The sequence below is a fragment of the Micromonospora hortensis genome, from assembly GCF_022230935.1.
GTDB lineage: Bacteria > Actinomycetota > Actinomycetes > Mycobacteriales > Micromonosporaceae > Micromonospora > Micromonospora hortensis.
In genome coordinates, this window is record NZ_JAKKFE010000024.1 from 19,010 (window position 1) to 43,263 (window position 24,254).

Annotated in this window: 23 protein-coding genes and 1 pseudogene; 9 read left to right on the plus strand and 15 right to left on the minus strand. The window is 70.7% G+C overall.

The window, feature by feature from the left end; genetic code table 11:
* Positions 1-35: 35 nt before the first annotated feature.
* The 12 genes from NIE111_RS17635 to NIE111_RS17690 all read right to left on the minus strand — a co-directional run bounded on the left by NIE111_RS17635 (position 36) and on the right by NIE111_RS17690 (position 12,296).
* The gene (locus NIE111_RS17635) at positions 36-1,499 is read right to left on the minus strand and encodes an amidase (RefSeq protein WP_238685438.1); all 1,464 of its coding nucleotides are present in this window, start codon (positions 1,497-1,499) and stop codon (positions 36-38) included.
* 181 nt (positions 1,500-1,680) lie between these two features.
* Positions 1,681-2,682: an amidohydrolase family protein gene (locus tag NIE111_RS17640; RefSeq protein WP_238685439.1), complete on the minus strand. Its 1,002-nt coding sequence runs from the start codon at positions 2,680-2,682 to the stop codon at positions 1,681-1,683.
* Entirely contained in the window at positions 2,682-3,206 is a 525-nt protein-coding gene (locus NIE111_RS17645; protein WP_238685440.1) for a 3-hydroxyanthranilate 3,4-dioxygenase, read from the minus strand. The genes NIE111_RS17640 and NIE111_RS17645 overlap by 1 nt, the downstream gene beginning before the upstream one ends.
* The gene (locus NIE111_RS17650) at positions 3,203-3,625 is read right to left on the minus strand and encodes a RidA family protein (protein ID WP_238685441.1); all 423 of its coding nucleotides are present in this window, start codon (positions 3,623-3,625) and stop codon (positions 3,203-3,205) included. The genes NIE111_RS17645 and NIE111_RS17650 overlap by 4 nt, the downstream gene beginning before the upstream one ends.
* Entirely contained in the window at positions 3,622-4,395 is a 774-nt protein-coding gene (locus NIE111_RS17655; RefSeq protein WP_238685442.1) for a 2-keto-4-pentenoate hydratase, read from the minus strand. The genes NIE111_RS17650 and NIE111_RS17655 overlap by 4 nt, the downstream gene beginning before the upstream one ends.
* Positions 4,392-5,516: a 4-hydroxy-2-oxovalerate aldolase gene (gene dmpG, locus NIE111_RS17660; protein ID WP_238685443.1), complete on the minus strand. Its 1,125-nt coding sequence runs from the start codon at positions 5,514-5,516 to the stop codon at positions 4,392-4,394. The genes NIE111_RS17655 and dmpG overlap by 4 nt, the downstream gene beginning before the upstream one ends.
* The gene (locus NIE111_RS17665) at positions 5,513-6,448 is read right to left on the minus strand and encodes an acetaldehyde dehydrogenase (acetylating) (protein ID WP_238685444.1); all 936 of its coding nucleotides are present in this window, start codon (positions 6,446-6,448) and stop codon (positions 5,513-5,515) included. The genes dmpG and NIE111_RS17665 overlap by 4 nt, the downstream gene beginning before the upstream one ends.
* Positions 6,445-7,242, minus strand: coding sequence for a 2-keto-4-pentenoate hydratase (locus NIE111_RS17670; RefSeq protein ID WP_238685445.1), 798 nt, complete (start codon positions 7,240-7,242; stop codon positions 6,445-6,447). The genes NIE111_RS17665 and NIE111_RS17670 overlap by 4 nt, the downstream gene beginning before the upstream one ends.
* 20 nt (positions 7,243-7,262) lie before the next feature.
* Positions 7,263-8,744, minus strand: a complete 1,482-nt coding sequence (locus tag NIE111_RS17675) for a 2-hydroxymuconic semialdehyde dehydrogenase (protein ID WP_238685501.1) — start codon at positions 8,742-8,744, stop codon at positions 7,263-7,265.
* Positions 8,745-8,767: 23 nt separating this feature from the next.
* A complete protein-coding gene (locus tag NIE111_RS17680; protein ID WP_238685446.1) occupies positions 8,768-10,105 on the minus strand; it encodes an FAD-dependent oxidoreductase in 1,338 nt (445 codons plus the stop codon).
* Positions 10,102-11,379 (minus strand): kynureninase, encoded by a 1,278-nt coding sequence (gene kynU, locus NIE111_RS17685; protein WP_238685447.1) that lies wholly within the window; start codon positions 11,377-11,379, stop codon positions 10,102-10,104. The genes NIE111_RS17680 and kynU overlap by 4 nt, the downstream gene beginning before the upstream one ends.
* Before the next feature lie 14 nt (positions 11,380-11,393).
* Entirely contained in the window at positions 11,394-12,296 is a 903-nt protein-coding gene (locus NIE111_RS17690; RefSeq protein ID WP_238685502.1) for a tryptophan 2,3-dioxygenase, read from the minus strand.
* A 148-nt stretch (positions 12,297-12,444) separates the two neighbouring features.
* Between NIE111_RS17690 and NIE111_RS17695 the strand changes: the two genes are divergently transcribed.
* From NIE111_RS17695 to NIE111_RS17705, 3 genes are all read left to right on the plus strand, one after another.
* Positions 12,445-12,909, plus strand: coding sequence for an Lrp/AsnC family transcriptional regulator (locus tag NIE111_RS17695; RefSeq protein WP_091405454.1), 465 nt, complete (start codon positions 12,445-12,447; stop codon positions 12,907-12,909).
* Between the two features lie 212 nt (positions 12,910-13,121).
* Positions 13,122-13,646 (plus strand): hypothetical protein, encoded by a 525-nt coding sequence (locus NIE111_RS17700; protein WP_238685448.1) that lies wholly within the window; start codon positions 13,122-13,124, stop codon positions 13,644-13,646.
* A 12-nt stretch (positions 13,647-13,658) separates the two neighbouring features.
* A complete protein-coding gene (locus NIE111_RS17705) occupies positions 13,659-14,498 on the plus strand; it encodes a class F sortase (protein WP_238685449.1) in 840 nt (279 codons plus the stop codon).
* Here NIE111_RS17705 and NIE111_RS17710 read toward each other — a convergent pair.
* The gene (locus tag NIE111_RS17710) at positions 14,441-15,214 is read right to left on the minus strand and encodes a MerR family transcriptional regulator (protein ID WP_238685450.1); all 774 of its coding nucleotides are present in this window, start codon (positions 15,212-15,214) and stop codon (positions 14,441-14,443) included. The genes NIE111_RS17705 and NIE111_RS17710 overlap by 58 nt on opposite strands.
* A 54-nt stretch (positions 15,215-15,268) precedes the next feature.
* On the opposite strand from NIE111_RS17710, the gene NIE111_RS17715 reads away from it, so the two are divergent.
* On the plus strand, positions 15,269-16,864 hold the full coding sequence (locus NIE111_RS17715) for a DUF6194 family protein (RefSeq protein WP_238685451.1): 1,596 nt from the start codon (positions 15,269-15,271) through the stop codon (positions 16,862-16,864).
* A gap of 13 nt (positions 16,865-16,877) precedes the next feature.
* Here NIE111_RS17715 and NIE111_RS17720 read toward each other — a convergent pair whose 3' ends face one another.
* Positions 16,878-17,414, minus strand: coding sequence for an HNH endonuclease (locus NIE111_RS17720; RefSeq protein WP_238685452.1), 537 nt, complete (start codon positions 17,412-17,414; stop codon positions 16,878-16,880).
* Positions 17,415-17,763: 349 nt separating this feature from the next.
* On the opposite strand from NIE111_RS17720, the gene NIE111_RS17725 reads away from it, so the two are divergent.
* Together NIE111_RS17725 and NIE111_RS17730 are read left to right on the plus strand one after the other, a co-directional pair.
* The gene (locus tag NIE111_RS17725) at positions 17,764-18,126 is read left to right on the plus strand and encodes an ArsR/SmtB family transcription factor (protein WP_238685453.1); all 363 of its coding nucleotides are present in this window, start codon (positions 17,764-17,766) and stop codon (positions 18,124-18,126) included.
* A complete protein-coding gene (locus NIE111_RS17730; protein ID WP_238685454.1) occupies positions 18,123-18,818 on the plus strand; it encodes a cation diffusion facilitator family transporter in 696 nt (231 codons plus the stop codon). The genes NIE111_RS17725 and NIE111_RS17730 overlap by 4 nt, the downstream gene beginning before the upstream one ends.
* A 592-nt stretch (positions 18,819-19,410) precedes the next feature.
* Here NIE111_RS17730 and NIE111_RS17735 read toward each other — a convergent pair.
* Positions 19,411-20,262 (minus strand): annotated as a pseudogene (locus tag NIE111_RS17735) (IS5 family transposase).
* Positions 20,263-20,776: 514 nt separating this feature from the next.
* On the opposite strand from NIE111_RS17735, the gene NIE111_RS17740 reads away from it, so the two are divergent.
* From NIE111_RS17740 to NIE111_RS17750, 3 genes are all read left to right on the plus strand, one after another.
* Complete coding sequence (locus NIE111_RS17740) at positions 20,777-21,211, plus strand: tyrosine-type recombinase/integrase (protein WP_238685455.1); 435 nt, start codon at positions 20,777-20,779, stop codon at positions 21,209-21,211.
* Positions 21,212-21,511: 300 nt separating this feature from the next.
* Entirely contained in the window at positions 21,512-22,570 is a 1,059-nt protein-coding gene (locus NIE111_RS17745; protein WP_266304605.1) for a mechanosensitive ion channel family protein, read from the plus strand.
* Positions 22,571-22,803: 233 nt separating this feature from the next.
* A complete protein-coding gene (locus NIE111_RS17750) occupies positions 22,804-24,189 on the plus strand; it encodes an MFS transporter (RefSeq protein ID WP_238685456.1) in 1,386 nt (461 codons plus the stop codon).
* Positions 24,190-24,254: the final 65 nt, after the last annotated feature.

The following is a 24,254-nucleotide window of genomic DNA, read 5'->3' on the forward strand; positions in this document are numbered from 1 at the left end:
AAGGACGACAGTGAAAAACCGGGTCGGATGGACGATCACGCGGCCGACCGCCCGACTCCGTCACCATTCACGTTAGCGGAGTCGACGGCCCGCCAGATTGCGGGGTGCCGATCCCATCCGTCACTCGAGTTCTCCAGTTGCGCAGCGGTAGCGATAAGCCGCGCGTCGTCGCCGTACCGACCGGTGAGCAGCACCCCGACGGGCAGGCCGTCGGTAGTGGTACCCAGTGGCAGGGAGACGGAGGGATCGCCGGTGACGTTGAAGATGGCGCAGTAGGGCGAGAATCGGCGTTGCCTGTCGAAATCGGCGGCCGGGTCCGCATCGGCGGTGAACCAGCCGACGGGCGCCTGCGGGGTGGCCAGCGTGGGACAGAGGAGCAGGTCGCAGCCGGCGGTGCGGCGGGCACCGAGGCGCACCTGCGCCTGCAACTCCCCGAGGGTGGCGGCCAGGGTGCCGGCGGAGAGTTCGGCGCCCCGGGCCCGGAGCAGCCGGGTCAACGGCAGCAGCTCCGCCTCCCGCTGGGGTGGCACCGGGGTGAGCGCCAGCACGTACCAGAGGATCTCGAACAGCGGCCACGCCGCCGGCCCGAGCGGCGGCGGCACCTCGACCACCTCGTGGCCGGCCGCCGTGAGCAGCGCGGCGGCCCGGTCCACGGCGGCCACGCAGTCGGGATGCACCGGCTCGTCGGCGAGCATCGGCGTGGTGAACCGACCGATCCGCAGCGGGCCCGGCTCGGCCCGCCGCGCGACGGCCAGGTAGCCGCCGGGCGGCGCGGACGGCGGCAGGTAGGGCTCGCCGGGGACCGGGACGGCCATGACGTCGAGCAGCGCGGCGACGTCGGTGACCGTCCGCCCGAGCGGGCCGCTGGTGGGCAGGCCGAACGCGCCGGAGCCGATCGGCCCACCGGAGACGAGGCCCCGGCTGGGCTTGTAGCCGACCAGGCCGCAGAGCGACGCCGGGATGCGCAGCGACCCACCACCGTCGGAGCCCTGGGCGACCGGGACCAGCCCGGCCGCGACCGCTGCTGCCGCGCCGCCGCTGGACCCGCCCGCTGTGTACGCCAGCTGCCACGGGTTGCGGGCCGGCGGCGCGACCCGGCCCTCCGAGTAGAGCGAACAGCCCAGCTCGGAGGTGGTCGTCTTGCCCAGGCTGACCAGACCGGCGGCCTTGATGAAGCGGACCACGTCGGCGTCGACCGGCGGGACGAAGTCGAAGAAGGCGGCCGAACCGAAGGTGGTGCGGACTCCGGCGGTGAGCGTCAGGTCCTTGATCGCGGTCGGCACGCCGTGCAGCGGGCCGCGCTCCTCGTTCGGCACCGCGTCGGCCGCGCGCGCGGCCTGCCGCGCGAGGTCCGGTGTGACGGTGACGAACGCGCCCACGGTGTCGCCGAGCGCGGCCACCCGCCGCAGGGAGTGCTCGACCAGGTCGACGCTGGACAGCTCGCCGCGGGTCATCGCGGCGGCCTGCTCCAACGCGGTCAGGTCGTGCGGCTCGGCCATGCCGCCATCCTGCCGGCCGTCGGCCCTTCGCGCAGCCGACACGCGCTGGCGACCGGAAACGGACCAACCGGGCGTCCACCCCACGCGTGGCCGGTCGAGCCGCAGATCGTGGACAGTTCTCGTCAACGCGGCGGACGGAAACTGTCCACGATCTCCTCGCGCCGAGGGCGAGGCGCTGCGCTCAGCCGTGCAGGAAACGGAGGGCGTTGGCGGACAGGAGTTTGTCGCGTTGGTCGTCGCTGAGGAAGTCGGCCGCGTGAACCACAGCGCCGGCCGGCCGTTCGCCCAGCGGGTACGGGTAGTCGCTGCCGACCAGCACCCGGTCCTCCCCCAGGGTGTCGACAAGCAGCCGCAGGGCGGGCGGCGCGAAGACCACCGAGTCGACGCTGAACCGGTCGAGGTAGCTGCTGGGCGGGCCGGCGGACGCGCCCCGGACCAGGTCGCCACGGCGGTGCCAGGCGTTGTCGGCGCGGCCGAGCCAGAACGGGAAACTGCCGCCGCCGTGCGCGAAACAGATCCGCAGCGTCTCGGGCACCCGGTCGAAGACACCGCCGAGGATCATCGCCAGCACCGACAGGTGCGTCTCGGCGGGCATCCCGGTGAGCCAACGGGCCATCCAGCGGTCCAGTCGCGGCCCGCCAGGCATGTCCCACGGGTGAACGAAGACGGGTGCGCCCACCTCGGCACAGTGCTGGAGGAAGGTGACCACCCCGGCGTCGTCCAGGTCCCGGTCGCCGACGTGGTTGCCGATCTCCACGCCCACGTGCCCGGCGGCGAGGCTGCGGTCCAGTTCGGCACAGGCGGCGTCCGGGTCCTGGAGCGGCACCTGGCAGAACGGCACCAGTCGGTCAGCCCCGGCCGCGGTGACCTCCAGTGTCAGGTCGTTGAAGATCCGGGCGACCTTCACCGCCTGGTCGGCCGGACGGTCGTAGCTGAAAAAAACTGGAGTGGGCGAGACCACCTGCACGGCCACGCCGTCGGCGTCCATGTCGGCCAGTCGACGCGACGCGTCCCAGCACTCGGCGCCGACCGGGCGGAACTCCGTCTCCCCCACCATGATCATGGCGGCGCGCTCGGAGTCGACCCGCAACCACGGCCAGCCGGACCCGCCGCACGCCGCGCCGAGGTCCGGCCAACCCTTCGGTACGACGTGCGTGTGCACGTCGACCACGCCTGCGGGCATCAGCCCTTGCCCGGGTGCAGGGTGCCGCAGTTGGCGCAGGTGCGTGCCTGCTCGTCGGCGTAGAACGCCTGGAACACCGGGGGCAGATCGGCGGCGATGTCGCGGACCTGCAACTCGACCTCGTGCACCTTGCTGCCGCACTCCGGGCAGTACCACTGGAACGTCTCCAGCGTGCCCTCCTCGCGGACCCGCTCGACGACCACACCGATCGAGCCGGCCTCCGGCCGCTGCGGCGAGTGCGGGGTGTTGCGCGGCAGCATCCACATCTGCCCCTCGCGCACGTGCACAGTACGCGGCCCCTCCGGGGTGACCAGGTTGACGTGCATGTTGCCCTTGACCTGGTAGAAGAACTCCTCGTACGGGTCCACGTGGAAGTCGGTGCGCTGGTTGGGCCCGCCCACCACCATCACGATGAAGTCGTCCCCGCCCGGGAACATCTCCTTGTTGCCCACCGGGGGCTTCAGCAGGTGCTGGTTGTCGGCGATCCAGCCCGGAAAGCTGAACGGCTCGGCGATCTCACTCACGACTGACCTCCCGAGGGAAGAAGGGCCACGGCCTGGATTTCGATCAGCAGGTGCGGGTGCGGCAACTGGTGGACCGCCACCGTCGTACGGGTCGGTCCGGAGGCGTCGAAGAACTCGGCCCACACCTCGTTGTAACCACCGAAGTCGTTCATGTTGACCAGGTACGTCGTCACCTGGACCAGGTCGGTGAGGTCAGCGCCGACCGAACGCAGCAGATCTCGCACGTTCTCGATGACGGCCCGCGTCTGCACACGGATGTCGAGGTTGGTGGTGCCGAACCCGTCCACGTCGACACCGGCGAAGGTGTTGTCCGCACGCCGCGACGACGTACCGGAGACGAAGACGAACCCGCCGGCGACCTTGACGTGCGGAAAGGCCCCGCGTGGAACGGCCTTCCCGGCCACCACCCGGGCGGTCATGACGACGCCCGCAGCGAGGCGGTGCCGAGCTTCTCGACGACGGCGCGGACGTGGGCGCCGGGACGCAGCGGAACAGCGGCGGTGGCGGCACCGGCCAGGAAGACCCAGCCGGACTCCAGCCGCACCCCGTGCCGGCCCGCCAGCCGGATGCCCTCGTCGAGGGCCCGGCGCGGATCACCGAGGATCGCCGCCGTCGAGCCGACCTGCGCCACCCGCCCGTCGACCTCCAGCAGCACGCCCAGGTTGTCCAGCCCCGCCGGCACCGGCGACCACGGTCCGATCACGAACGCGGCGGCCGAGGTGTTGTCCGCTACGACGTCCGGCAGCGAGAAACGGAAGTCCGCGTACCGGGAGTCGATCAACTCGATGGCCGGGGCGACAGCGCGGACCGCCGTGGCGAAGTCGCCGACCGGCTCGCCCGGCTCGGGTAGCCGGTCCAGCAGGAACGCCACCTCCGGCTCGACCCGGGGATGGATGTACGCGGCGGGATCCACGGCGCCGCCGTCGGGCACCCGCATCGCGTTGGTGAGCCGCCCCCAGATCACCTCGTCCACGCCGACCTGGGCCATCTTCGCCCTGCTGGTCAGCCCCATCTTCAGCCCGACCAACCGCTCACCGGCGTTCAGCCGGCGCTGCAGGAGCGCGGCCTGCACCGCGTACGCGGTGTCCACGTCGAGGCCGGTCTCGGCGGCGAGCTGCGGGATCGCGGTGGCCGTGTCGGCAGCCGTGCCCAGCTTCTCGGCGATCCCGACGATGTCCACGCCAATCATGCTGCGCCACCTTCCGTTCGCGACTGCGGGGCTCGCAAACCCGGCTCACTCCTCGCGCTCACCGCCTGCTCCTTGTCGGCCAGGTCGAGTGCCACGTCCACGATCATGTCCTCCTGGCCGCCGACCATCCGGCGGCGGCCCAGCTCGACCAGGATCGACCGGACGTCCACGCCGTACTTCGTGGAGGCCCGCTCGGCGTGCCGCAGGAAGCTGGAGTAGACCCCGGCGTACCCCAGGGAGAGGGTTTCCCGGTCCACCTGGACCGGCCGGTCCTGCAGCGGGCGGACGATGTCGTCGGCGGCGTCCATCAGCGCGAACACGTCGCAGCCGTGCTTCCAGCCGTGCAGCTCGGCGACCGCGACGAAGACCTCCAGCGGGGCGTTGCCGGCACCCGCGCCCATGCCCGCGAGGGAGGCGTCGACGCGGACCGTCCGGCCGTGCGCCGCGTCGGGGCCGACCGGCGCGGACCCGGTGACCCGGCCGTGCTCGACGGCGAGCACGCTGTTGGCCACCCCGAGCGACAGGTTGTGGTGGGCGTGGATGCCGATCTGCGTCTCCGGGGCGAGGACCTGCCGGTACGCGTCGACCCGCTGCGCCACGTCGGACATCAGCAGCCGGCCGCCGGAGTCGGTGACGTAGACGCAGTGCGCCCCGTACGACTCCATGAGCTTGGCCTGCCCGGCGAGCCCGGCCGGATCGTTCATGTGCGACATCATCAGGAACCCGGCCACGTCCATGCCGTTCTCCCGGGCCCAGGAGATGTGCTGGGCGGAGATGTCCGCCTCCGTGCAGTGGGTGGCGATCCGGACGCTCGTCACCCCGAGCGCCTTCGCGGCCTTCAGGTCGGCGATCGTGCCGATGCCCGGCAGCAGCAGGGTGGTCAGTTTCGCGGTGGTCAGCACCTCGGCCGCCGCCGAGATCCACTGCGCGTCGCTGGCGGCGCCGTGGCCGTAGTTGACGCTGGAGCCGGCGAGACCGTCACCGTGCGCCACCTCGATGGCGGCCACCCCGGCGGCGTCCAACGCGGCGGCGATGGCGCGCACGTGGTCGACCGTGTACTGGTGGGCGATGGCGTGCATGCCGTCGCGCAGCGTCACGTCCTGGATGTACAGCTCGGTCATGGCGCGGCCACCTCCGAAGAGCGCAGGGCGACCAGCCGCTCCGCGGTGCGCAGCGCGGCCGAGGTCATGATGTCCAGGTTCCCGGCGTACGCGGGCAGGTAGTGCCCGGCGCCGGAGACCTCCAGGAACACCGACACCTGAAGAGCGGTGAGCCGCCGCCCGAGCGTCGGCAGGTACGCCTGCACCCGGTCGAACTGCACGTCCTGCTTGAGCCGGTAGCCGGGGACGTACTCCTGCACGGCCGCCACCATCTCGGCCACCGAGGCGGCGATGGCGTGGGTGTCGGCGTCGGCGTCCGGGCAGAGGCAGTAGACGGTGTCCCGCATCAGCAGCGGCGGGTCCGCCGGGTTCAGCACGATGATCGCCTTGCCCCGCTCGGCACCGCCCACCACCTCGATGGCTCGGGCCGTGGTCTCGGTGAACTCGTCGATGTTGGCCCGGGTGCCCGGCCCGGCGGACTTCGACGCGATCGACGCGACGATCTCCCCGTACGCCACCGGGGTGACCCGGCGTACCGCGGCGACGATGGGCACCGTCGCCTGCCCGCCACAGGTCACCATGTTGACGTTGGGCTGATGCAGGTGTTCGTCGAGGTTGACCGGCGGCACCACGTACGGGCCGAGCGCGGCCGGGGTCAGGTCGACCACGGTCCGGCCGTGGGCGCGCAGCACCTCGTCGTGGCGTCGGTGCGCGCCGGCCGAGGTGGCGTCGAACACCAACTCGACGTCGGCGAACTCGGGCAACGCGACGAGCCCGTCCACGCCGTCGGCGGTGGTGGCGACGCCGAGGCGGCGAGCGCGCGCCAGGCCGTCGGAGGCCGGGTCGATGCCGGCCATCGCCACCATGCGCAGGCTGTCGCTCAGGCGCAACACCTTGATCATCAGGTCGGTGCCGATGTTTCCCGATCCCAGCACCGCCACGTTAGTGGTCACTGGTTGCCTCCCAGGCTGAAGGACGTGCGCACCGAGCCGAGCCCGGAGATCCGGGCCTCGTACGCGGCACCCGGGGTGACCGGCACCATCGGGCCGAGCGCCCCGGAGAGCACCACGTCCCCGGCGCGCAGCGGGTCACCGGCGCGGGCCAGGGTGCCCGCCAACCACTGCAGGGCGTGCAGCGGGTTGCCCAGGCAGGCGGCTCCCGCGCCCACCGAGACCGGCTCGCCGGCGTGCTCCAGCACCATGCCGCACAGTCGCAGGTCCACGTCGGCGAGCCGGCGCGGGGTGGTGCCGAGCACGAAGAGCCCGCTGGAGGCGTTGTCGGCGACCGTGTCCACGATGGAGATGTCCCAGGCGGCGATCCGGGAGTCGACGATCTCGATCGCCGGCAACACGTGGTCGACCGCGCGGATCAGGTCGACGGTGGTGAGCTGCGGGTTGGGGAGATCCTTGTCGAGCACGAAGGCGATCTCCGCCTCCACGCGGGGCTGGAGCAGCCGGTCGATGGGCACCTCGACCCCGTCGCCGACCGCCATGGCGTCGGTCAGCATGCCGAAGTCCGGCTGGAACACCCCGAAGGTCTCCTGCACGGCCCGCGAGGTCAACCCGATCTTCGCGCCGACCCGGCGTTCGCCGCGGCCCTGCCAGGCCCGCGCCTGGAGTTGCTGCACCCGGTACGCGGCCTCGACGTCGCCCTCCGGCAACAGCCGGCCCCGAAGCGGCGCGCACGGCTTGCCGGTGCTGCGGGCGTCGGCCAGCTCCCGGTTGGCGCCCTCGATGTCAGCTTCCATGCCCGCTCCCTCGCTACGGCTCACGACAGGTCCACGCAGACGTTCGTGAGTTCGGAGTAGAAGTTCAGCGAGTGCACGCCGCCCTCGCGACCGATCCCGGACGCCTTCACCCCGCCGAACGGGGTACGCAGGTCACGCAGGAACCACGTGTTGACCCAGACGATGCCGGCGTCGAGCCGGGCGCCGGCCCGGTGCGCGACGCCCACGTCCCGGGTCCACACGGTCGCCGCCAGGCCGTACTCGGTGCCGTTGGCGAGGGCGTACGCCTCGTCCTCGGTGTCGAACGGCGCGACGTGCACTACCGGGCCGAAGATCTCCTCCCGGTTGGTGCGGGCGTCCGGGCCGAGCCCGGTGAGCACCGTCGGCTGCACGTACGACCCGCCGTCGCGGGTGTCGCCGAAGGTGGGCGTGCCGCCACCGGTGAGCACCTCGGCGCCCTCGGAGCGGGCCAGCTCGTACGCGCCGAGCACCTTCCCGCGGTGCTGGTGGGAGATCAGCGGCATGGTGGCGGTGGCCTCGTCTGTCGGCCAGCCGTACGCCAGTTCGCCGGCCCGCTTCGCCAGCCGGGCGGTGAACTCCTCGAAGACCGGGCGCTGCACGTAGATGCGTTCGGTGCAGAGGCAGACCTGCCCGCCGTTGGTGAAGCTGGACCGCACCGAGCCGGCCACCGCGGCGTCCAGGTCGGCGTCGGCGAAGACCAGGCCGGCGTTCTTGCCACCGAGTTCGAAGCTCACCGCCTTCACTCCGTCGGCGGCGGCCCGCATGATCGCGCCGCCGGTGGCCGACTCGCCGGTGAAGGTGATCGCGTCGACGCCCGGGTGGCGGGTGAGGAACTCGCCCGCCGAGTCCGGCCCGAAGCCGTGCACCAGGTTGAACACCCCGGCCGGTACGCCAGCGGCGGCCATCACCTCGGCCAGCACCGTCGCCGAGGCGGGAGTCTCCTCGCTGGGCTTGACCACGACGGCGTTGCCGCAGGCCAGCGCCGGAGCCACCTTCCAGGTGAGCAGCAGCAGTGGCAGGTTCCACGGCACGATGACCGCTACCACGCCGACCGGCTTGCGCAGCGCGTAGTTGAGTGCCCGGCCGCCGGTCGGGGTGACAGTCGTGAACGACTCGGTGGGCGCGGTCGCGACGATCTCCGCGAACGCCCGGAAGTTCGCCGCGCCGCGCGGAATGTCCAGGGTGCGGGCCTGGGCGATGGACTTGCCGGTGTCGGCGACCTCGGCGGTCACCAGGTCGTCGAAGCGGCGCTCCAACTCGTCGGCGACGCGGCGCAGCACCTCGGCGCGCTCGCGCTCCCCCATCCGGCCCCACGGCCCCCGCAGCGCCGCCCGGGCAGCCGCCACCGCGTCGTCCACCGTGGACAGCGACGCCTCGTCCACCTCGAAGACCTGCTCCCCGGTGACCGGGCTGGCCTTGGCGAACGTGTTTCCGCCGTCGACGAACTCGCCGGCGACGAAGTTGCGCAACCGCTGCGGGCCACTCGGCGCGTGGCCGGCCATCAGCCGCGGATCCCAGTTGCCGGTCATGCCCGCCTCCCTCGGCTCAGTGCCGCACCGATCGCGCCGACCAGCAGCAGCGCGGCCCCGCCGACGACCGCCCCGAGCACCCGGTGCTGTCGGCGCACCCGACGGCGAACCTCCGCGTACGGGGTGGTGGAGAACGACACCAGCTCGTACTGGGAAACGTACCGGCCGGGCAGGGCCCGTTCCAGTGCGTGCTCCACCCGCCGCCGGGCCTGGAAGACCGGGGAGGCGACCTTGTCCCGCATCTCCACGAAGTTGGTCAGCGCCATCGTGGCGATGGCCTCGGCGTTCTCCTGTCGGCGCCGCTGGAACAGCGGCAGCGCCGCCAACCAGTCGTCGGCGCACTCGTCCAGGCAGCGGTCCAGCTCCACCACGTCCTCGAAGGCGCAGTTGGCGCCCTGGCCGTAGAACGGCACGATGGCGTGCGCCGCGTCGCCGAGCAGGCCGACCTTCCCGTTGACCTGCCACGGGGTGCAGCGCACAGTGCCGAGCACGCCCACCGGGTTGTGCTGGTAGTCGTCGATCAGGTTCGGGGCCAGCGGGACCACGTCCGGGTAGTGCTCGGTGAAGTGCCGTTCGATCTCCGCCGGACTGGTCAGCGAGGCGAAGCTGCCGGCACCGTCGTTGGGCCAGAACAGCGTGCAGGTGAAGGAGCGGTCCGGGTTCGGCAGCGCGATCATCATCGAGGTGCCGCGCGGCCAGATGTGCAGCGCGTCCTCCTCCAGGGCGAAGTCCCCGCCCAGCGGCGGAATCGTCAGCTCCTTGTAGCCGTAGTCGAGGAAGTCGACGCTCTCGTCCAGCAGCCCGTACGCCAGCAGTTGCCCGCGCACCACGGAGCCGGCGCCGTCGGCGCCCAGCACGACCGACGCCTTCGCCACGACCGGGCCCTGCGGGGTCTCGAAGCTCAGGGCGCCGTCGGTCGGGTCGAGCCCGACCAGCCGGTGGTCGAAGACGACCCGCACGCCGGGCAGCGCGGTGGCCTCGTCCAGCAGGGCGTTGTTCAGCGCACCCCGGCTGATCGAGTTGATCGCCCGGTCACCGGCCGCGCTGTAGGACTGGAACTGCTGCTCGCCCTCGACCGGGTGGATCATCCGGCCGCGCATCGGCAGCGCGTCGGTCATCACCTGCTCGGCCAGCCCGATGCGGCGCAACGCGTCCAGGCCGCGCTCGGAGAGCGCCAGGTTGATCGAGCGACCGCGTTCGGCGGTGCCGGCGCGCGGGTCGGAGCGGCGCTCGTAGAGGGCCACCGGGTAGCCGCGCCGGGCCAGGAAGCAGGCCGCGAGGCAGCCGGCCAGCCCGGCACCGATGATTGCGATCTCGTCGCGCCGCGCGGTCATGAGCTCGCCCCCACCGTCGCGGCGAGCGCCGCGGCGGCCCGCCAGCAGTCGAGGTACGTGGAGTACAGCGGCACCGGGGCGAACCGCACGACATCGGGTTCGCGGGCGTCGGCGATGACCCCGTGCTCGTACCGTAGGCGTTTGGTCAGCTCGTTGGCGCTGCCGGAACCGATGCGCACGGAGAGCTGGCAGCCTCGACGGGCCGGGTCGCGCGGAGTGACCACCCGCAGCGGCCGGCCGACTGTCACCTCGTCGAACAGTGACTCCAGCCAGCCGGTGAGGCGCTGGCTGCGCTCGCGCAACGCGGTCATCCCCACCGCGTCGAACAACTCCAGCGAGGTACGCACCGGACCCATCGCGAAGATCGGCGGGTTGGAGATCTGCCAGGCCTCCACTGTGGCCGGCGGCCGGGACACCGGCGTCATCTCGAACCGGGTGGCCGCCGCGGTGCTCCACCACCCCTCGAACCGGGGCAGGCTCTCGTCGCCGAGGTGCCGCTCGTGCACGAAGACGCCGGCGAGGGCGCCCGGGCCGGAGTTCAGGTACTTGTAGGAGCACCAGGCGGCGAAGTCTACGTCCCAGTCGTGCAGGGCCAGCGGCACGTTGCCGACCGCGTGGGCCAGGTCCCAACCGACCACCGCGCCGGCGGCCCGGCCGGCAGCCGTGATCGCCGGGATGTCCAGCAGCTCACCGGTGAGGTAGTTGACCCCGCCGAGCAGCAGCAGCGCCACCCGGTCGCCCTCGGCGGCCAGGTAGTCGGTCACGTCCTCGGTGCGCAGGGCGTCCTCACCCGCACGCGGACGCAACCGGACCACTGTGTCGTCCGGATCCAGGCCGTGGAACCGGGCCTGACTGCGCACGGCGTAGCTGTCCGAGGGGAACGCGGCGTCCTCGATGACGATGCGGGTGCGCGCGCCGGCCGGTCGGTAGAAACTCACCATCAGCAGGTGCAGGTTGACGGTGAGCGAGTTCATCACCACGGCCTCCGCGGGCCGGGCGCCGACCAGTCGCGCGGCCGGCCCGGTCAACAACTCGTGGTACGGCAGCCAGGGGCGCTCCGCCTCCAGGTGCCCCTCCACGCCGAGCCGCCCCCACGCGTCCAGGTCGGCCAGGAGTTCGTCGCGGGTGGCCCGAGGTTGCAGGCCGAGCGAGTTGCCGGCCAGGTACGCCGACTCGGGGTGGTCGCCACCGTCGGCCGGCGGCACGTGGAACAGGTGCCGGTGACCGGGGTCGGCCTCGTCACGGCGATGCGCTTCGTGTTCTGGGGTGTGCATGTCTCGCTCTCCGGTCACATCGCTGTGCGGGCCGACCAAAGCTCCGGGAAGACCACCCGGGCCATGCTGCGCTGCAGCCACGCCAGGCCGGCGGAGCCTCCGCTGCCGACCTTGGCGCCCATCGTCCGCTGCACCGCCTTGACGTGGTTCCAGCGCCAGTCGCCGAACTCCTCGGCGACAGCGCTCAGCGCCTCGCCGAGCAGCCGCAGGTGATTGTCCGGGCTGGCGTCGTCGTAGATCCGTACCCAGGCCGCCTCGACCAACGGGTGCGGGTCGTGTTCGACGGCCACGTCCCGGTCGAGCAGGTCGGCGGGGAGGTCGAAGCCGTGCCGGGCGAGCAGCGCGAGCACGTCGTCCCAGAGGCTCGGGGTGGTCAGCGCGGCGCTCAGCTCGGCATGCACCTCGGCCTGCCGGCGGAACGGGCGGATCAGCGTCGGGTCGCGCAGCCCGAGCAGGAACTCCAGCTGCCGGTACATCGCCGACTGGAAGCCGGAGGCCTCACCGAGCAGGTTGCGGAACCTGTTGAAGTCTGCCGGGCTCATCCAGCGCAGGCCCTGCCAGGCGGCGTTGAGCCCCTCCAGGTGCAGCTTGGCTCGGCCCAGCGGGGCCAACGACTCCCAGATCTGGTCGGCGCGAATCAGCCGCTGGGTCTCCCGCAGCTCGTGGCAGGTCAGCCCGAAGTACAGCTCCATGATCTGACTGACCATCAGGAAGGACATCTCGCCCGGGTCGCTGCTGAGCGGGTGCTGCATCTTGTGCAGGGCGCTGGCCTGCACGTACGCGTCGTACGGCACCAGGTCGGCGAACTCCAGGGTCGGCTCGCCACCGGTGCGCTCCGCCTGCGCGGCACGCTGCCCGGGGGTCACCGGTTGCACCGTGGCACGGCGGTTCGGCGCCCGCCGCTCCGTCTGATCCACCATCTCGTCTCCCTCCCCCGGACTAGCCGACGTCATGATCTCGCGGTCGGATCGGCCTACGGAATGCCGAATCAACGGCTCTCGCCGCCTTCTCCTGGCAAACCAAAGGCAACTAGGCGAAGTCGGTTCACGAAAGTAAGGTCTGAGCGTGGACGACATGGACTGGGCGCTGCTGCGCGAGTTGCAGGCCGACGCGCGGCTGTCCTTCAGCGAGTTGTCCCGGCGGGTGCACCTCTCGCCACCGTCGGTCGCGGAGCGGGTCCGCCGGCTGGAGGAGGCCGGCATCATCACCGGCTACCACGCCCACGTCGACCTCAGCCGCGCCGGCCGTACCGTGGTCGCGCTGATCCGGATGTCCTGCTACGGCGCGCGGTGCATCCTGCACGACCCGGCGGTTGCCGACTGGCCGGAGATCCTGGAGATCCACCGGATCACCGGGGACGCGTGCAGCGTGCTGAAGGTGGCGGCCGGCTCGATCGGCGCGTTCGAGGGGGTCATCGACCGTCTCGCCCCGTACGGCCAACCGTCGAGCACGATGGTCCTCTCCTCACCGCTGAACTGGCACCCCGTCACCCCCCTGCCCGCCACCGGCCCCATCCCCCGCCCGCGCTGACCGCGCCCCACCTCTCCCCCGCGATCTTGCAGTTTCTGTTGGTGAAATGCCGGCTAAGTGCCGGTTCGTCGCCGCAGAAAGTGCAAGATCGCGGAAAGTGGGTGGGTGCGGGGGTGGGGTGGGGTGGGGCGGGTTTGCCTTTGGGCCAGGGGGAAAGCAGCGCGCGTGCCCAGGGGAGGGTTCCGGCGGTCGTCGCCGGTTGGGGGGAAATCATGCAGGCAATCCGCACGATCAACCGCGCGCTCTCGTCCGCACTGACACTGGTGGGGCTGGTCGGGGCGTTCGTCCTGTTGTCGGTAGCTCCGGCGCGAGCCGGCGAGAACGTCTTCGTCGAGGTGACACCGAACAGCGCCCAGGCCGGCAGCCGGGTCAGCATCAAGGCGAGCTGCGACAACGACAACAACAACCGCCAGTCCAGCGTGCACTCCGACGCGTTCGGGCACGTCCAGCTCAAACCGGACAAGGGCTTCCTGACCGCTCAGGTCACCATCGCGAGGGACAAGCCGGCCGGTGACTACCCGGTCGACCTGCGCTGCGAGAACGGCCAGACGTCGTCGACCACGCTGACAGTGCTGAACATGGCCTCACCCAGCAAGGGCCCGGCGACCGGTGGCGGTGGGATGGCCGGTGGGCGCGGCGCCGGCTCACTGCTGGTGCTCGGTGGCGTGGCGTTGGTGGCCACCGCGATCGTGCTCGGGATGGCCGGCGGCCGACGTCGACCGGGAGCCGGCTCCTGAGCCGGATCACCCATGACCCGCAGATCCGCGCGTGCGCGGCCGAATCGCCGCGCCCGCCTCCGGGCCGGGCCGGCGCTGCGCGCGTCCGGCCGGCTGGTGGTCCGCGTCTCCGGACGGCTGCGCCGGATCGCCGGGCAGGCCGTGTCGGCCAGCGTCACCACCGCCGATCCGGCCGCCCGCCCGCTGCCGCCGCGGCGTCCGGCCGGGCCGTCGTCGGCCCGACACCGGTTCGGTACGAGCCCCGGGTTCCCGGTGCTGGCCATCGCGGCGCTGATGGTGCTGATCGTGGCGATGCTCGGCGTCGAGCAGGTCACCGGCATGAGCCTGCTGCCGGACCGGCTCAGCGCCGGACTGCGACCGCCGCCGAAGAAGTTCCCGGTGCTACCGGCCAGCCATCCGACCAGCCTCGCCATCGAGAAGATCGACGTGCGGGCACCCGTACACGACGTGGGCATCGCCCCGGACGGCACGATCGCCGTGCCGGACGCGGCCCGCGCCCAGGAGGCCGGCTGGTACGACCAGGGGCCCACCCCGGGCCAGTACGGCCCAGCCGTGATCGTCGGGCACGTCGACACCACCAGCGGACCGGCGGTCTTCCACAAACTGCGCGAGCTGCGCTCCGGTGACGAGATCGAGGTCACCCGCACCGACCAGCGCGTGGCGGTCTTCGAGGTCAACTCCGTGGAGAAGTTCGACAAGGGCCGACTGCCGGTGGACGAGGTGTACGGCGACTTCAGCCGCCCGAGTCTCCGACTGATCACCTGCGGCGGCCAGTGGGTCGGCGGCGAGACCGGCTACGCGGACAACGTGGTGGTGTTCGCCTCGCTGGTCGAGGCACGTTCAGGCGGCTGACCGGCGTCGACGTAATCGGCGAGCCGGGCGGCGCCGGTGAGCATGGCCCGGGCTCGTTCGGTGAGCCGTTGCCGCCACTGGCTCAGCGACGCGGCGAGCGGTTCGGCACCGCCGGCGTCGCGCACCCGACGCAGCACGCCGGCGATGTGGTCGAGCCGGTACCCGCCGCGGCGCAACAGGTGGGCCAGTTCGGCGTCCCGGACGTCGTCGGGACGGTAGAGCCGGTAGTGAGTCACCGGATCACGTACCGGTCGCAGCACCCCGGCCCGCTCCCACTTGCGCAGCGTGGCTGGCTGAAGACCGAGCCGGTGAGCCACCACGCTGATCGGCACGGCTTTCTGGCTCTGCGGTTGCGGTCTCGTTCCGGTCAGCGTCGCCACCGCGGCCTCGACCGCGTCCAGGGTGTCCCGATCGCGCTGGAGCAGGGCATGCCCCTTGTCGATGGTGCGCAACGCCGTGTCGATCTCACCGCGGTTGACGGCCCGCATGATCTCGCCGCTGGCCGCATAGCCGTGGCCCGGGATCAACGCGAGGTAGGCACGCAGCGCCTTGGCGTGCAGCTCGGTGAAACGACGGTAGCCGTTCGGGGTGCGCTGGGCCGGAGGCAGGACGCCGTCTCGTTCGTAGTTGCGAACTGCCTGCGCGGAGAGGCCGTGGGCGCGCGCGAGGTCGACCGGCCGGCGTACCAGTGGGTTTGAAGGTTTTGGGGCTGTCACCGCGCTCCACCGCTCGTGAGTCTCAACCGCTGGTTCAACGATACGGTTCATGGAATGCCATCTTTTCTCGACCTGCTGGCGGTAACCCCGGACCTGCTCGCGCTCGGCGAACCGACGCACGGTGAGTCCGCCTTCCTCCAACTCCGCAACGAGGCTTTTCTGTCGCTGATCGAGCACGGCTACCGCTCGATCGCCGTGGAGAGCGACCGGGCGGCCGGGCTGATCGCCGACGAGTTCGTGCAGGGCGTCGCCGACGTGACGCTCGACCGGGCGCTCGCCGAAGGGTTCAGCCACGGTTTCGGGGCAGCCCCGGCGAACCGCGACCTCCTCCTGCGGATGCGGGAGTGGAACGCTGGACGGCCGGTCGCCGAGCGCCTGACGTTCCACGGCTTCGACGCCCCGGTAGAGCTGGAGAGTGCTCCGAGCCCGCGCTGGCACCTCACCCAGGTCTGCCGGTTCCTCGACCTGGACCGGGCTGCCGAGATCGACGACCTGATCGGGGACGAGGCGCGGTGGAGTGACACGGCCGCGATCTGGGAGCCCGGCCGATCGGTCGGGCGCTCGACCGACGCCCAGCGACTGCGGGTGCTCGCCGACGACCTGCTGACCGAGCTGTACCTGCGGGCGCCGGGGAAGTCAGTGGGCTGGCCGGCGGCATTCGTGCACGCCACGGCCGCTGTCGCGTTGCTGCGGTACCACGCCGCGGCCGCCGCACCACTGGCCCAGGAGGAACGCTTCGCCCACCTGGCCGCGGTCCGGGACGCGCTGATGGCCGAGAACCTGCTCGCGATCCGATCGGCCGAGGCACACCGCGGGCCCACACTGGTCTTCGCGCACAACACGCACCTCCAACGCCACCAGAGCACGATGACGCTGGCCGAGACGCAGGTGTCCTGGGCCGGCGCCGGCGCGATCGTCGCGTCGCTGCTGGGCGACCGGTACGCGGTGATCGCCGGCAGCCTCGGCGCGAGCCCGGCGCTCGGCATCGGGCCGCCCGCCGCCGCCACCTACGAGGGCAGACTCCAGCAGGAGATTAGCCTTCCCCGTTACCTGCCGACGTCCGACATCGCAGCGGCCGAGCAGCGGACCCACGACTATCGCTACTTCCCGCTGGACCAGGCCACCATCGAACACGCCGACGCGGTCCTGCACGTTCCGACCGGTGTCGACACGGCAGTGCTCGCCGATCGGATCGCCGCACTGCCCGACGTCGAGCAGGTCGTGGCGAGCGAGGAGAACGGATCACCCGAGGCGGCCTGGGGCGACCGGTTCTTCTTCGTCGGCCCGGACCGCCGCCAGCCGTTCGCCACCATCGTCGAGCACGACGTGCCCGGCTTCGACGAGGCCGCACAGCTTGACCGCCCCGGCGTCTTCCGCCTCAACCTGGACCTGGGCCGGGCCGAGTTCGAGCGGCTGTTCGGCTTCCCGCCCAAGGCATTCGAGGAGCATCGGCACGAGTTCGACTTCGCCCGACTGGACACCCTCGTGCCGCACCCGGGCTACGCGCAGTACGGCTTCGCCAGCATCGTCATGCCCGGTCCGCACCTGCTGCCCGAGATCGACCGGCTACTCGCGATCGCGTACCGCCGAGCTGTCGACCGCCACGAACGCGCAGCGCGCCGGGCAACCCGCCCGCAATCCGGAGCCTGACCACGCTGCGGGGTCAGGCCGCGGCCTCGGGCTCCCGCAGGTCCAGCCAGTCGGCCCAGCGGGGGTCGGGGGCGCGGTGGCCCAGCACCCGCCAGGCGGTGCCCTTCGGGGCGGTTGGCAACGCGTGTAACCGCCACCCCATCTCGGCCGGAGTCTTGTCGCCCTTGGTGTGGTTGCACCGGGCACACGCGGCGACCACGTTCTCCCAGGCGTGCCGGCCACCCCGGCTGCGCGGAAAGACGTGGTCGATGGTCTCTGCCGGCCCCCGGCAGTAGGCGCACCGCCACCCGTCCCGGGCGAAGATCGCCCGGCGGGACAGCCCGACATGCGTTCGGTACGGCACCCGGACGAAGCGCGTCAGCCGGACCACTGATGGCACCGGGAGCGCGTCCCGGGCGCTGTGCAGGATGCCGTCACCGTCGGCGACGCAGACCGCCTTGGCGGAGAGGACGAGGATCGCGGCGCGGCGCACCGACACGACACACAGCGGCTCGTAGGTGGCGTTGAGGACCAACGCGCCGGAGCCCACCGTGGGTCGTATGTCAGGCATCGCGCTCACCCTCCCGGTTCAGCGGCTGCTGGGGACCGCCGCCGACCGGGGCCGGGCACAGGGGCCCACACGGTCGACGCCGGGCCGATCACCGACGTCCGTTGCGCCAATAGTCCCTGATCGGACCCCGGATTGCACGTACTAATCCCTCATAGGGTATGAGGATCATCCGCATCCGGGCGGATCGCCGTCCCGGCCTGGGAGAACTCTGCCGTTGCCTGACATTGGTTGACAGCCCTTGTTGGCCTCAGTTGTGCCGGATCTGTGCCCGATGATCTTTCACCCCACCGCCTTCGAGGGTCATGCCGACACCTTCCCAATCATCGCTGAATCCGGCTATCATCGCGCCATGGCGATTGATTGCACCCCCGGCCTGGCTCCGGCCGTGGCGCTGTTCCGGTCCCTCGGGGATCCAGCTCGGCTGGCGATTCTGCGACGGATCGCGTCCGGTGAGGCTCGGGTGGTCGACCTGACCGGCGAGTTGGGGCTGGCGCAGTCAACGGTGTCGAAACACCTGGCGTGCCTGCGTGACTGTGGCCTGATCGACTACCGGGTGGAGGGTCGCCAGTCGTTCTACGCCCTCACCCGGCCCGAGCTGCTGGATCTACTGCGCTCGGCGGAACTGGTCCTCGCTGCCACCGGCGAGGCCGTCGCCCTCTGCCCGGTCTACGGGACTTCCTCCGACTCCACCACTTCGGGAGTGAACGCATGAGCACGTCCTTGCTGACTCCGGAGCGGCGTGCGGCGCTCTCACGCCGCAGCCTGTGGTTGGCCTACGCCACCGCCGGCTACAACCTTCTTGAAGGCTTGGTCGCGATTGCCGCTGGCGCGGCGGCCTCCTCCACTGCTTTGATCGGCTTCGGCCTGGACTCGTTCGTCGAGGTGTCCAGCGCAGCGGTGCTGATCTGGCAGTTCCGCTCACGGGTGCCGGAAAACAGGGAACGACAGGCGCTACGGCTTATCGCCGCATCGTTCTTCGCCCTGGCTGCCTGGGTTACCTTCGATGCCGGCCGCTCGCTGCTATCCGGGGAAGACGCTGAGGCTAGCCCAGTTGGCATCGGCCTTGCCGTGGCGTCGCTACTTGTGATGCCGCTGCTCGTTCGGGCCAAGCGTCGCACCGGCCGGGAACTCGGCTCGGCAACAGTCATGGCCGACTCGACACAGACGATGCTGTGCACCTACCTGTCTGCGGTGCTGCTCGTGGGCCTGGTCCTCAACGCCGCTTGGGGTTGGTCATGGGCCGACCCGATCGCCGCACTCGTTATCGCGGGGGTAGCCGTTAAGGAAGGTATCGAGGCGTGGCGCGGTGAGCACTGCGACGACTGCGCGCCCCTCCCGGCCACCGATGCCGACGGCCAGACCTCGGGTTGCTCCGACGGATGCTGCACGGACGAGAAGGCCTGAGGTCTGGCTTGGGTGTCGCCGTTGTGCCCGCGCTACTCATCGTCTTCGTAGCTGAGGTAACCGCGGCTGCTTCTGCTGATTTCGCGGTGCACCTGAGCCCATCTGATGACCTTCGGATCGAGGGCTATCTGACTTGTCGGGCACGAGTGGCCCGCCCGTTGGCCGGCCTCGTACAACCGACTAGCCAGAGCACCCCGGCTCGCCAAAGCGGAGGCGATACGGTCACCTGCGGCATCGGCGACCCTTCTCGACTTCGCCTCACTCGCGCGACAGGCGTCAAGCCAGCGGCGTAACTCCCGTTCGTGTTCTTCGGCCCGCTGAGCCCGCCGTTCCGGCAACTGGCCTTGGTGCTGGGCGCACTCGTCGCAAAGCTTGGGCACATTCCCGTCACGGTCCCGGACCCGTCGCAGCAACCCGCAACACTGACAATTGATGTTGATTGCGCCGTATGGCAAACCGCGCTCGCTCATGCCCTACTTCTATCGTCGTCGTCAAGCAACCAGCGCTCACCGCCTACCTGCTTGCGCCATCCCGTCTGCCGCCGACCCACACACCGTGGAGCAGATCAGGGCTAGGCCGTGTCTTCAAGGGTTCACAACCATTGGAGTAGCGCGGCGATAGTGACTGTGGCCTGGAACGAGGTCGCGGTCTTGTCGTAACGGGTCGCCACGCTGCGGCACTGCTTGAGCCGGTTGAAGCACCGCTCCACGACGTTGCGCCGTTTGTAGAGCTGCTTGTCGAACACCGGTGGTCGGCCGCCACGGCTGCCTCGTCGGTGGCGGTTGGCCTGCTGGTCGGCGCGCTCAGGGATCGTGTGTCCGACGCCGCGCCGCCGCAGGTGCTCACGGATGGCCTTCGAGCTGTAGCCCTTGTCGGCGATGACATGGTCGGGCCGGACCCGAGGTCGGCCGGGTCCGGACCGCTCGACCCGGATCGCTGCCATGACGTGCGTGAAGCGGCTGCAGTCGTTGACGTTGCCGCCGCTGAGCACGAACGCCAGGGTCCGACCCAGGCCGTCGCAGGCGAGGTGAATCTTGGTGGTCAGTCCACCTCGACTTCGACCGAGGGCGTGATCTTGTGGTTCGTCCGTTTCTCGATGCCCCCTTTAGCGCCAGCGGCATGCTGATGAGCACGCACGATCGTGGAATCCACCGACACCAGCCAGTCGATGTCCCCGGCAGCGTCCGCGTCGGCCTGGACCCCGGCGAGCATCCGCTCGAACGTGCCGTCCAGGGCCCATCTGCGGAAACGGGTGTAGATCGACTGCCAGGATCCGTAGCGGGCGGGCACATCCCGCCACGCCGCCCCGGCCCGGATCTTCCACACGATCCCGTTGAGGACCCCGCCGGTCATCGACCCGAGGCCGACCACCAGTCACCGCCGACGGCAGATACCTCGACAACGCATCCCACTCGACGTCAGACAACTCATAGCGACGACCCACGCCCTACATCATCCGACACCAAAATCCTTTGAAGACACCGCCTGGGCGCCAAGGTGGAGCGCCCTACCGGACGAACGACCTTGGCACCCTAGCCCTGATCTGCTCGGCTCCGCCTGGGTCGGTGGCGGGCGGGATGGCACCCCACCTCACACCCCTCAACCGCAACCGTGCGGCAACTCCATCTCGGAGTCGTCTGGCCCCCGCCGGAGGCCGCCCTTGTACTCCTGAGCACTGAAGCCCCGGAAACTGCCAGCACTCATGGCGGCCCGGGGCTTCGTCGTATGTCGCGCCGCCGGCGGGCTATCACCGATCGCGCCGTGGCCGCAGGCCTAAGGCGCGAGCGGCGGGCCATCGGCCCGGCCCAGGTTCGGCGGCGCGAGCGGCCCGCGACGCGGGTCGCCTTGATGTTGGCAGTCAAGAGCTTCACGTCGTCCAGCAGTTGCGGCACTCTCCCGAGCATTTCGGAGGCTTCTACCTCTCCGCACCGAAGAGTGGGTCAGCCGGGACGGTTGACTTGGACGCCGTCGTCGCCGAGGAGTTGGCAGCCCACATCAGGGAGGTCGGCCCCGTCGAATTCCAGCTTCCGGACATCACCAGCGGAAAGCCGGTGACTCGGCCGGCCGCACTCCTGTTCACCTCAACCCGAGGCAAGCTGCTTACGGATCGCTACTGGTCGGAGCTGTGGGAGGACTGGCGCTGCGCTGCGGGCTGGCCCAAGCAGGGCACCTTCCACTCACTGCGGCACTTCTTCGCCACCACGCTGATCAGCAACGGTGTCGAACCCCAGCACGTGCAGAAGGCACTACGGCACGCGAGTCTGCGGATCACGCTGGAAACCTACGTGCACTGGATACCGAAGAGTGACCGGCCGCGCGGCCTAGTCGGCCAGCTCCTACGGCAGGCCAACGGCCAACGGTCAGGGTCATCGGCCATCCAAGATCGAAGCTAAGTTGTGCCCTGGTTGTGCCCGATGATCTTTACGGAGCGTTCTCCCAGCTCAGCGTCGGTCTACCCCCGCCTTTCGGGGACTTCACGTACTAATCTCTCTTCTGGTAAGCGGATCACCCGCGCTGGGACGGAATCGATGCCGAACGCACCGCTTCGGCCTGGTTGCTCCGCGCGACTGCCACCCCAACCGGTCCAGGCCCTTGCGCCCATCGGGTCGACGCGCGCGCTCCGCCTCTCCAGTCGCCATGCTCGCAACGACCGGTCCGCCGGTCGGTGGGTCGGCGGCGGACGCTCGGGCTCCTTGCGGTACGAAGACATAGTGAGTGCCGCCAGCGTGACGCCCCTAGCCCTGTCCGACGCCGTCTCGGTGAGCTGCCAGGGCAGCACCTCCTGCGAGTGGATCTACGACATCACCAGGTCGGCCTGGTTCGCCGAGGGAAGCTACTGGATCCTGCTCAAACCGCTTCGGGTGTTGCTGATCCTGGCGCTGGCGATGGTGGCCCGCTGGGCGCTGCACCGGACCATCAACCGGTTGGTGCGAACGACCACCGACGGTGCGGTGCCGACGATGCTGCGGCCGCTGCGCGAGCGGGTACCCACCGCCGCTGTCGACCCTGCCGAGTTCGTGCCGGAGCGACGGAGGCAGCGGGCCGAGGCGATCGGGTCGGTGTTGCGCAGCCTGACCACCGCCTTCGTCTTCGGCATCGCGCTACTGATGATCCTGCGGGAGTTCAGCTTCGACCTGGCGCCGCTGCTGGCCAGCGCGGGGATCGCCGGCGTCGCGCTGGGCTTCGGCGCGCAGAGCCTGGTGAAGGATCTGATCGCCGGCCTGTTCATGCTGATCGAGGACCAGTACGGCGTGGGTGACAACGTCGACCTGGGCGAGGCGATGGGCGTGGTCGAGTCGGTCGGCCTGCGGGTCACCACGGTGCGCGACGGCCGGGGCGTGCTCTGGTACATCCGCAACGGCGAGATCATCCGGGTGGGCAACAAGAGCCAGGGTTGGGCTCTCGTGGTGGTGGACCTGCCCATCGGTTTCAACAGCACCGAGGAGGCCACGGCGGTGCTACGGACCGCGGCCGCCTCGATCGCGATGGACCCGGAGCTGTCACCGGAGATCGTGGAGGCGCCCGAGGTGCTGGGTGTCGAGCAGGTGACGGTGGACGGCGCGGTCATCCGCACCGTGGTGAAGACCACCGCGGACGGGCAGTTCGCGGTGGGCCGGGAACTGCGTCGGCGTCTCGCCGAGGCGCTGGAAAATTCGGGGATCACCGCGCAGATCGCCGCGGCCCGCATCTATCCCGGTCTGTCGACCCGGCCGTTGCCGGAAGGTGAAACCGGTCAGGGCGGCGCCACCTGACACCGCCGACACTGTCCGGCAATTCAGGGGTCGCGATCCGGCCGGCCCCTCGGGTATCGTCCGTTCGTTCAGTCGGGGAGGCGACGAACGACCCGTTCGACCTAGCTAGTTGTCAGACGATCGGGCAGAATCCGGAGCACGCGTTCCCACCAAAGCGTGATCACATCCTCGCTGATCCGTAGATCTGACGAGCGCTTCCGGCCGGGCTGCCACGAGCGGCCGAGCCGGGGCCGATGGAGGCGACGGTGCCTGAGGAGCGACCTTCTGCGGAAGGCCCCGCCACATTCCGCGAAGTCTTCGGCCAGCACGAGTTCCGGGCTGTGTTCGTGGCCGGCGCTCTCTCCTGGATCGGCGACTATGTCGCGAAGGCCGCCGTCACCCTGCTCGTCTATCAGCAGACCCGGTCCGTCGCGCTCTCCGCGGCTGCCTTCGCTGTCAGTTTCCTGCCCTGGTTGCTCGGCGGTCCCGTGCTCGCCGCACTCGCGGAGCGGTACCCGTTCCGACGGGTGATGGTGGCATGCGACCTCATCCGGATGGCGCTGATGCTGCTCATCGCCATTCCGGGCCTGCCGTACCAGGCGGTGCTGGTGCTCATCTTCGCCGCCACGCTGGCCAACCCGCCGAGCCAGGCGGCGAAGTCCGCGCTGATCGCGCAGTTGCTCACCGGGGACCGACTGGTGCTGGGGCTGTCACTGAACAGCAGCGTCGGGCAGGCCGCCCAGGTCGTGGGGTACGTCTTCGGCGCCGCTGTCGCCGCGGTCGACCCGGAGGCGGCGCTGCTGTTCAACGCGGTCACGTTCGGTGTCTCGGCGCTGCTGGTTCGCCTGGGTGTGCGCGACCGCCCGGCGATGATGAACCCGGAGCACCGCAGCCATCTGCTGCAGGAGACTCGGCAGGGGTTCGGCATGGTGTTCCGCACACCGGTGCTGCGGGCCATCGCGGTGTTGGTGTTCAGTTCGATGCTCTTCTCGATCGTTCCCGAGGGTCTCGCCGCAGCCTGGGCCAACGAAGAGGGCCGTGGCGCGCTGAGCGCGGGCACCGCACAGGCGGCGATCATGGTGGCCAATCCGATCGGCTTCATCGTCGGTGGGTTGCTGGTGAGTCGCCTGTTCGGGCCGGCTCGCCGACTGAAGCTGATGCGGCCACTCGCGGTGCTCGCCCCGTTGATGCTCGTGCCGGTGCTGCTCGACCCCCCGCCGCTGGTGGTCGCGCTGCTCGCCTCGCTCTGCGGGTTCGCGGTCGCCGGCATGATGCCGATGGCCAACGGGTTGTTCGTCCAGGCGCTGCCCAACGGCTTCCGAGCCCGCGCCTTCGGGGTGATGGCCACCGGCATCCAGGTCATTCAGGGCCTCGCGGTGCTGGTCACCGGGTTGCTCGCCGAACGTTTCCCCATTCCGATCGTGGTGGGGGTCTGGAGCGCAGCCGGGGTGGTGCTGATGGCGGTCGCCACGCTGCGTTGGCCGGACCGGCAGACGGTGGACGAAGCGATCACTGCCGCCTCGTTGGCCAACGCCGATCCGCCGCCCTCCGGGCTCGGCGACCCGGCCAGCGACCGCCCGGTGGGAGGCACGTCCGACCCGCATGCCGGTGACGGCCACCGCCGGCACGCTGTCACCTGACGGCCGAAGCGACCTCCACCCACAAACGCCGGGTGCCCGACATTCGGGGTTGTCGACCCGGCGTG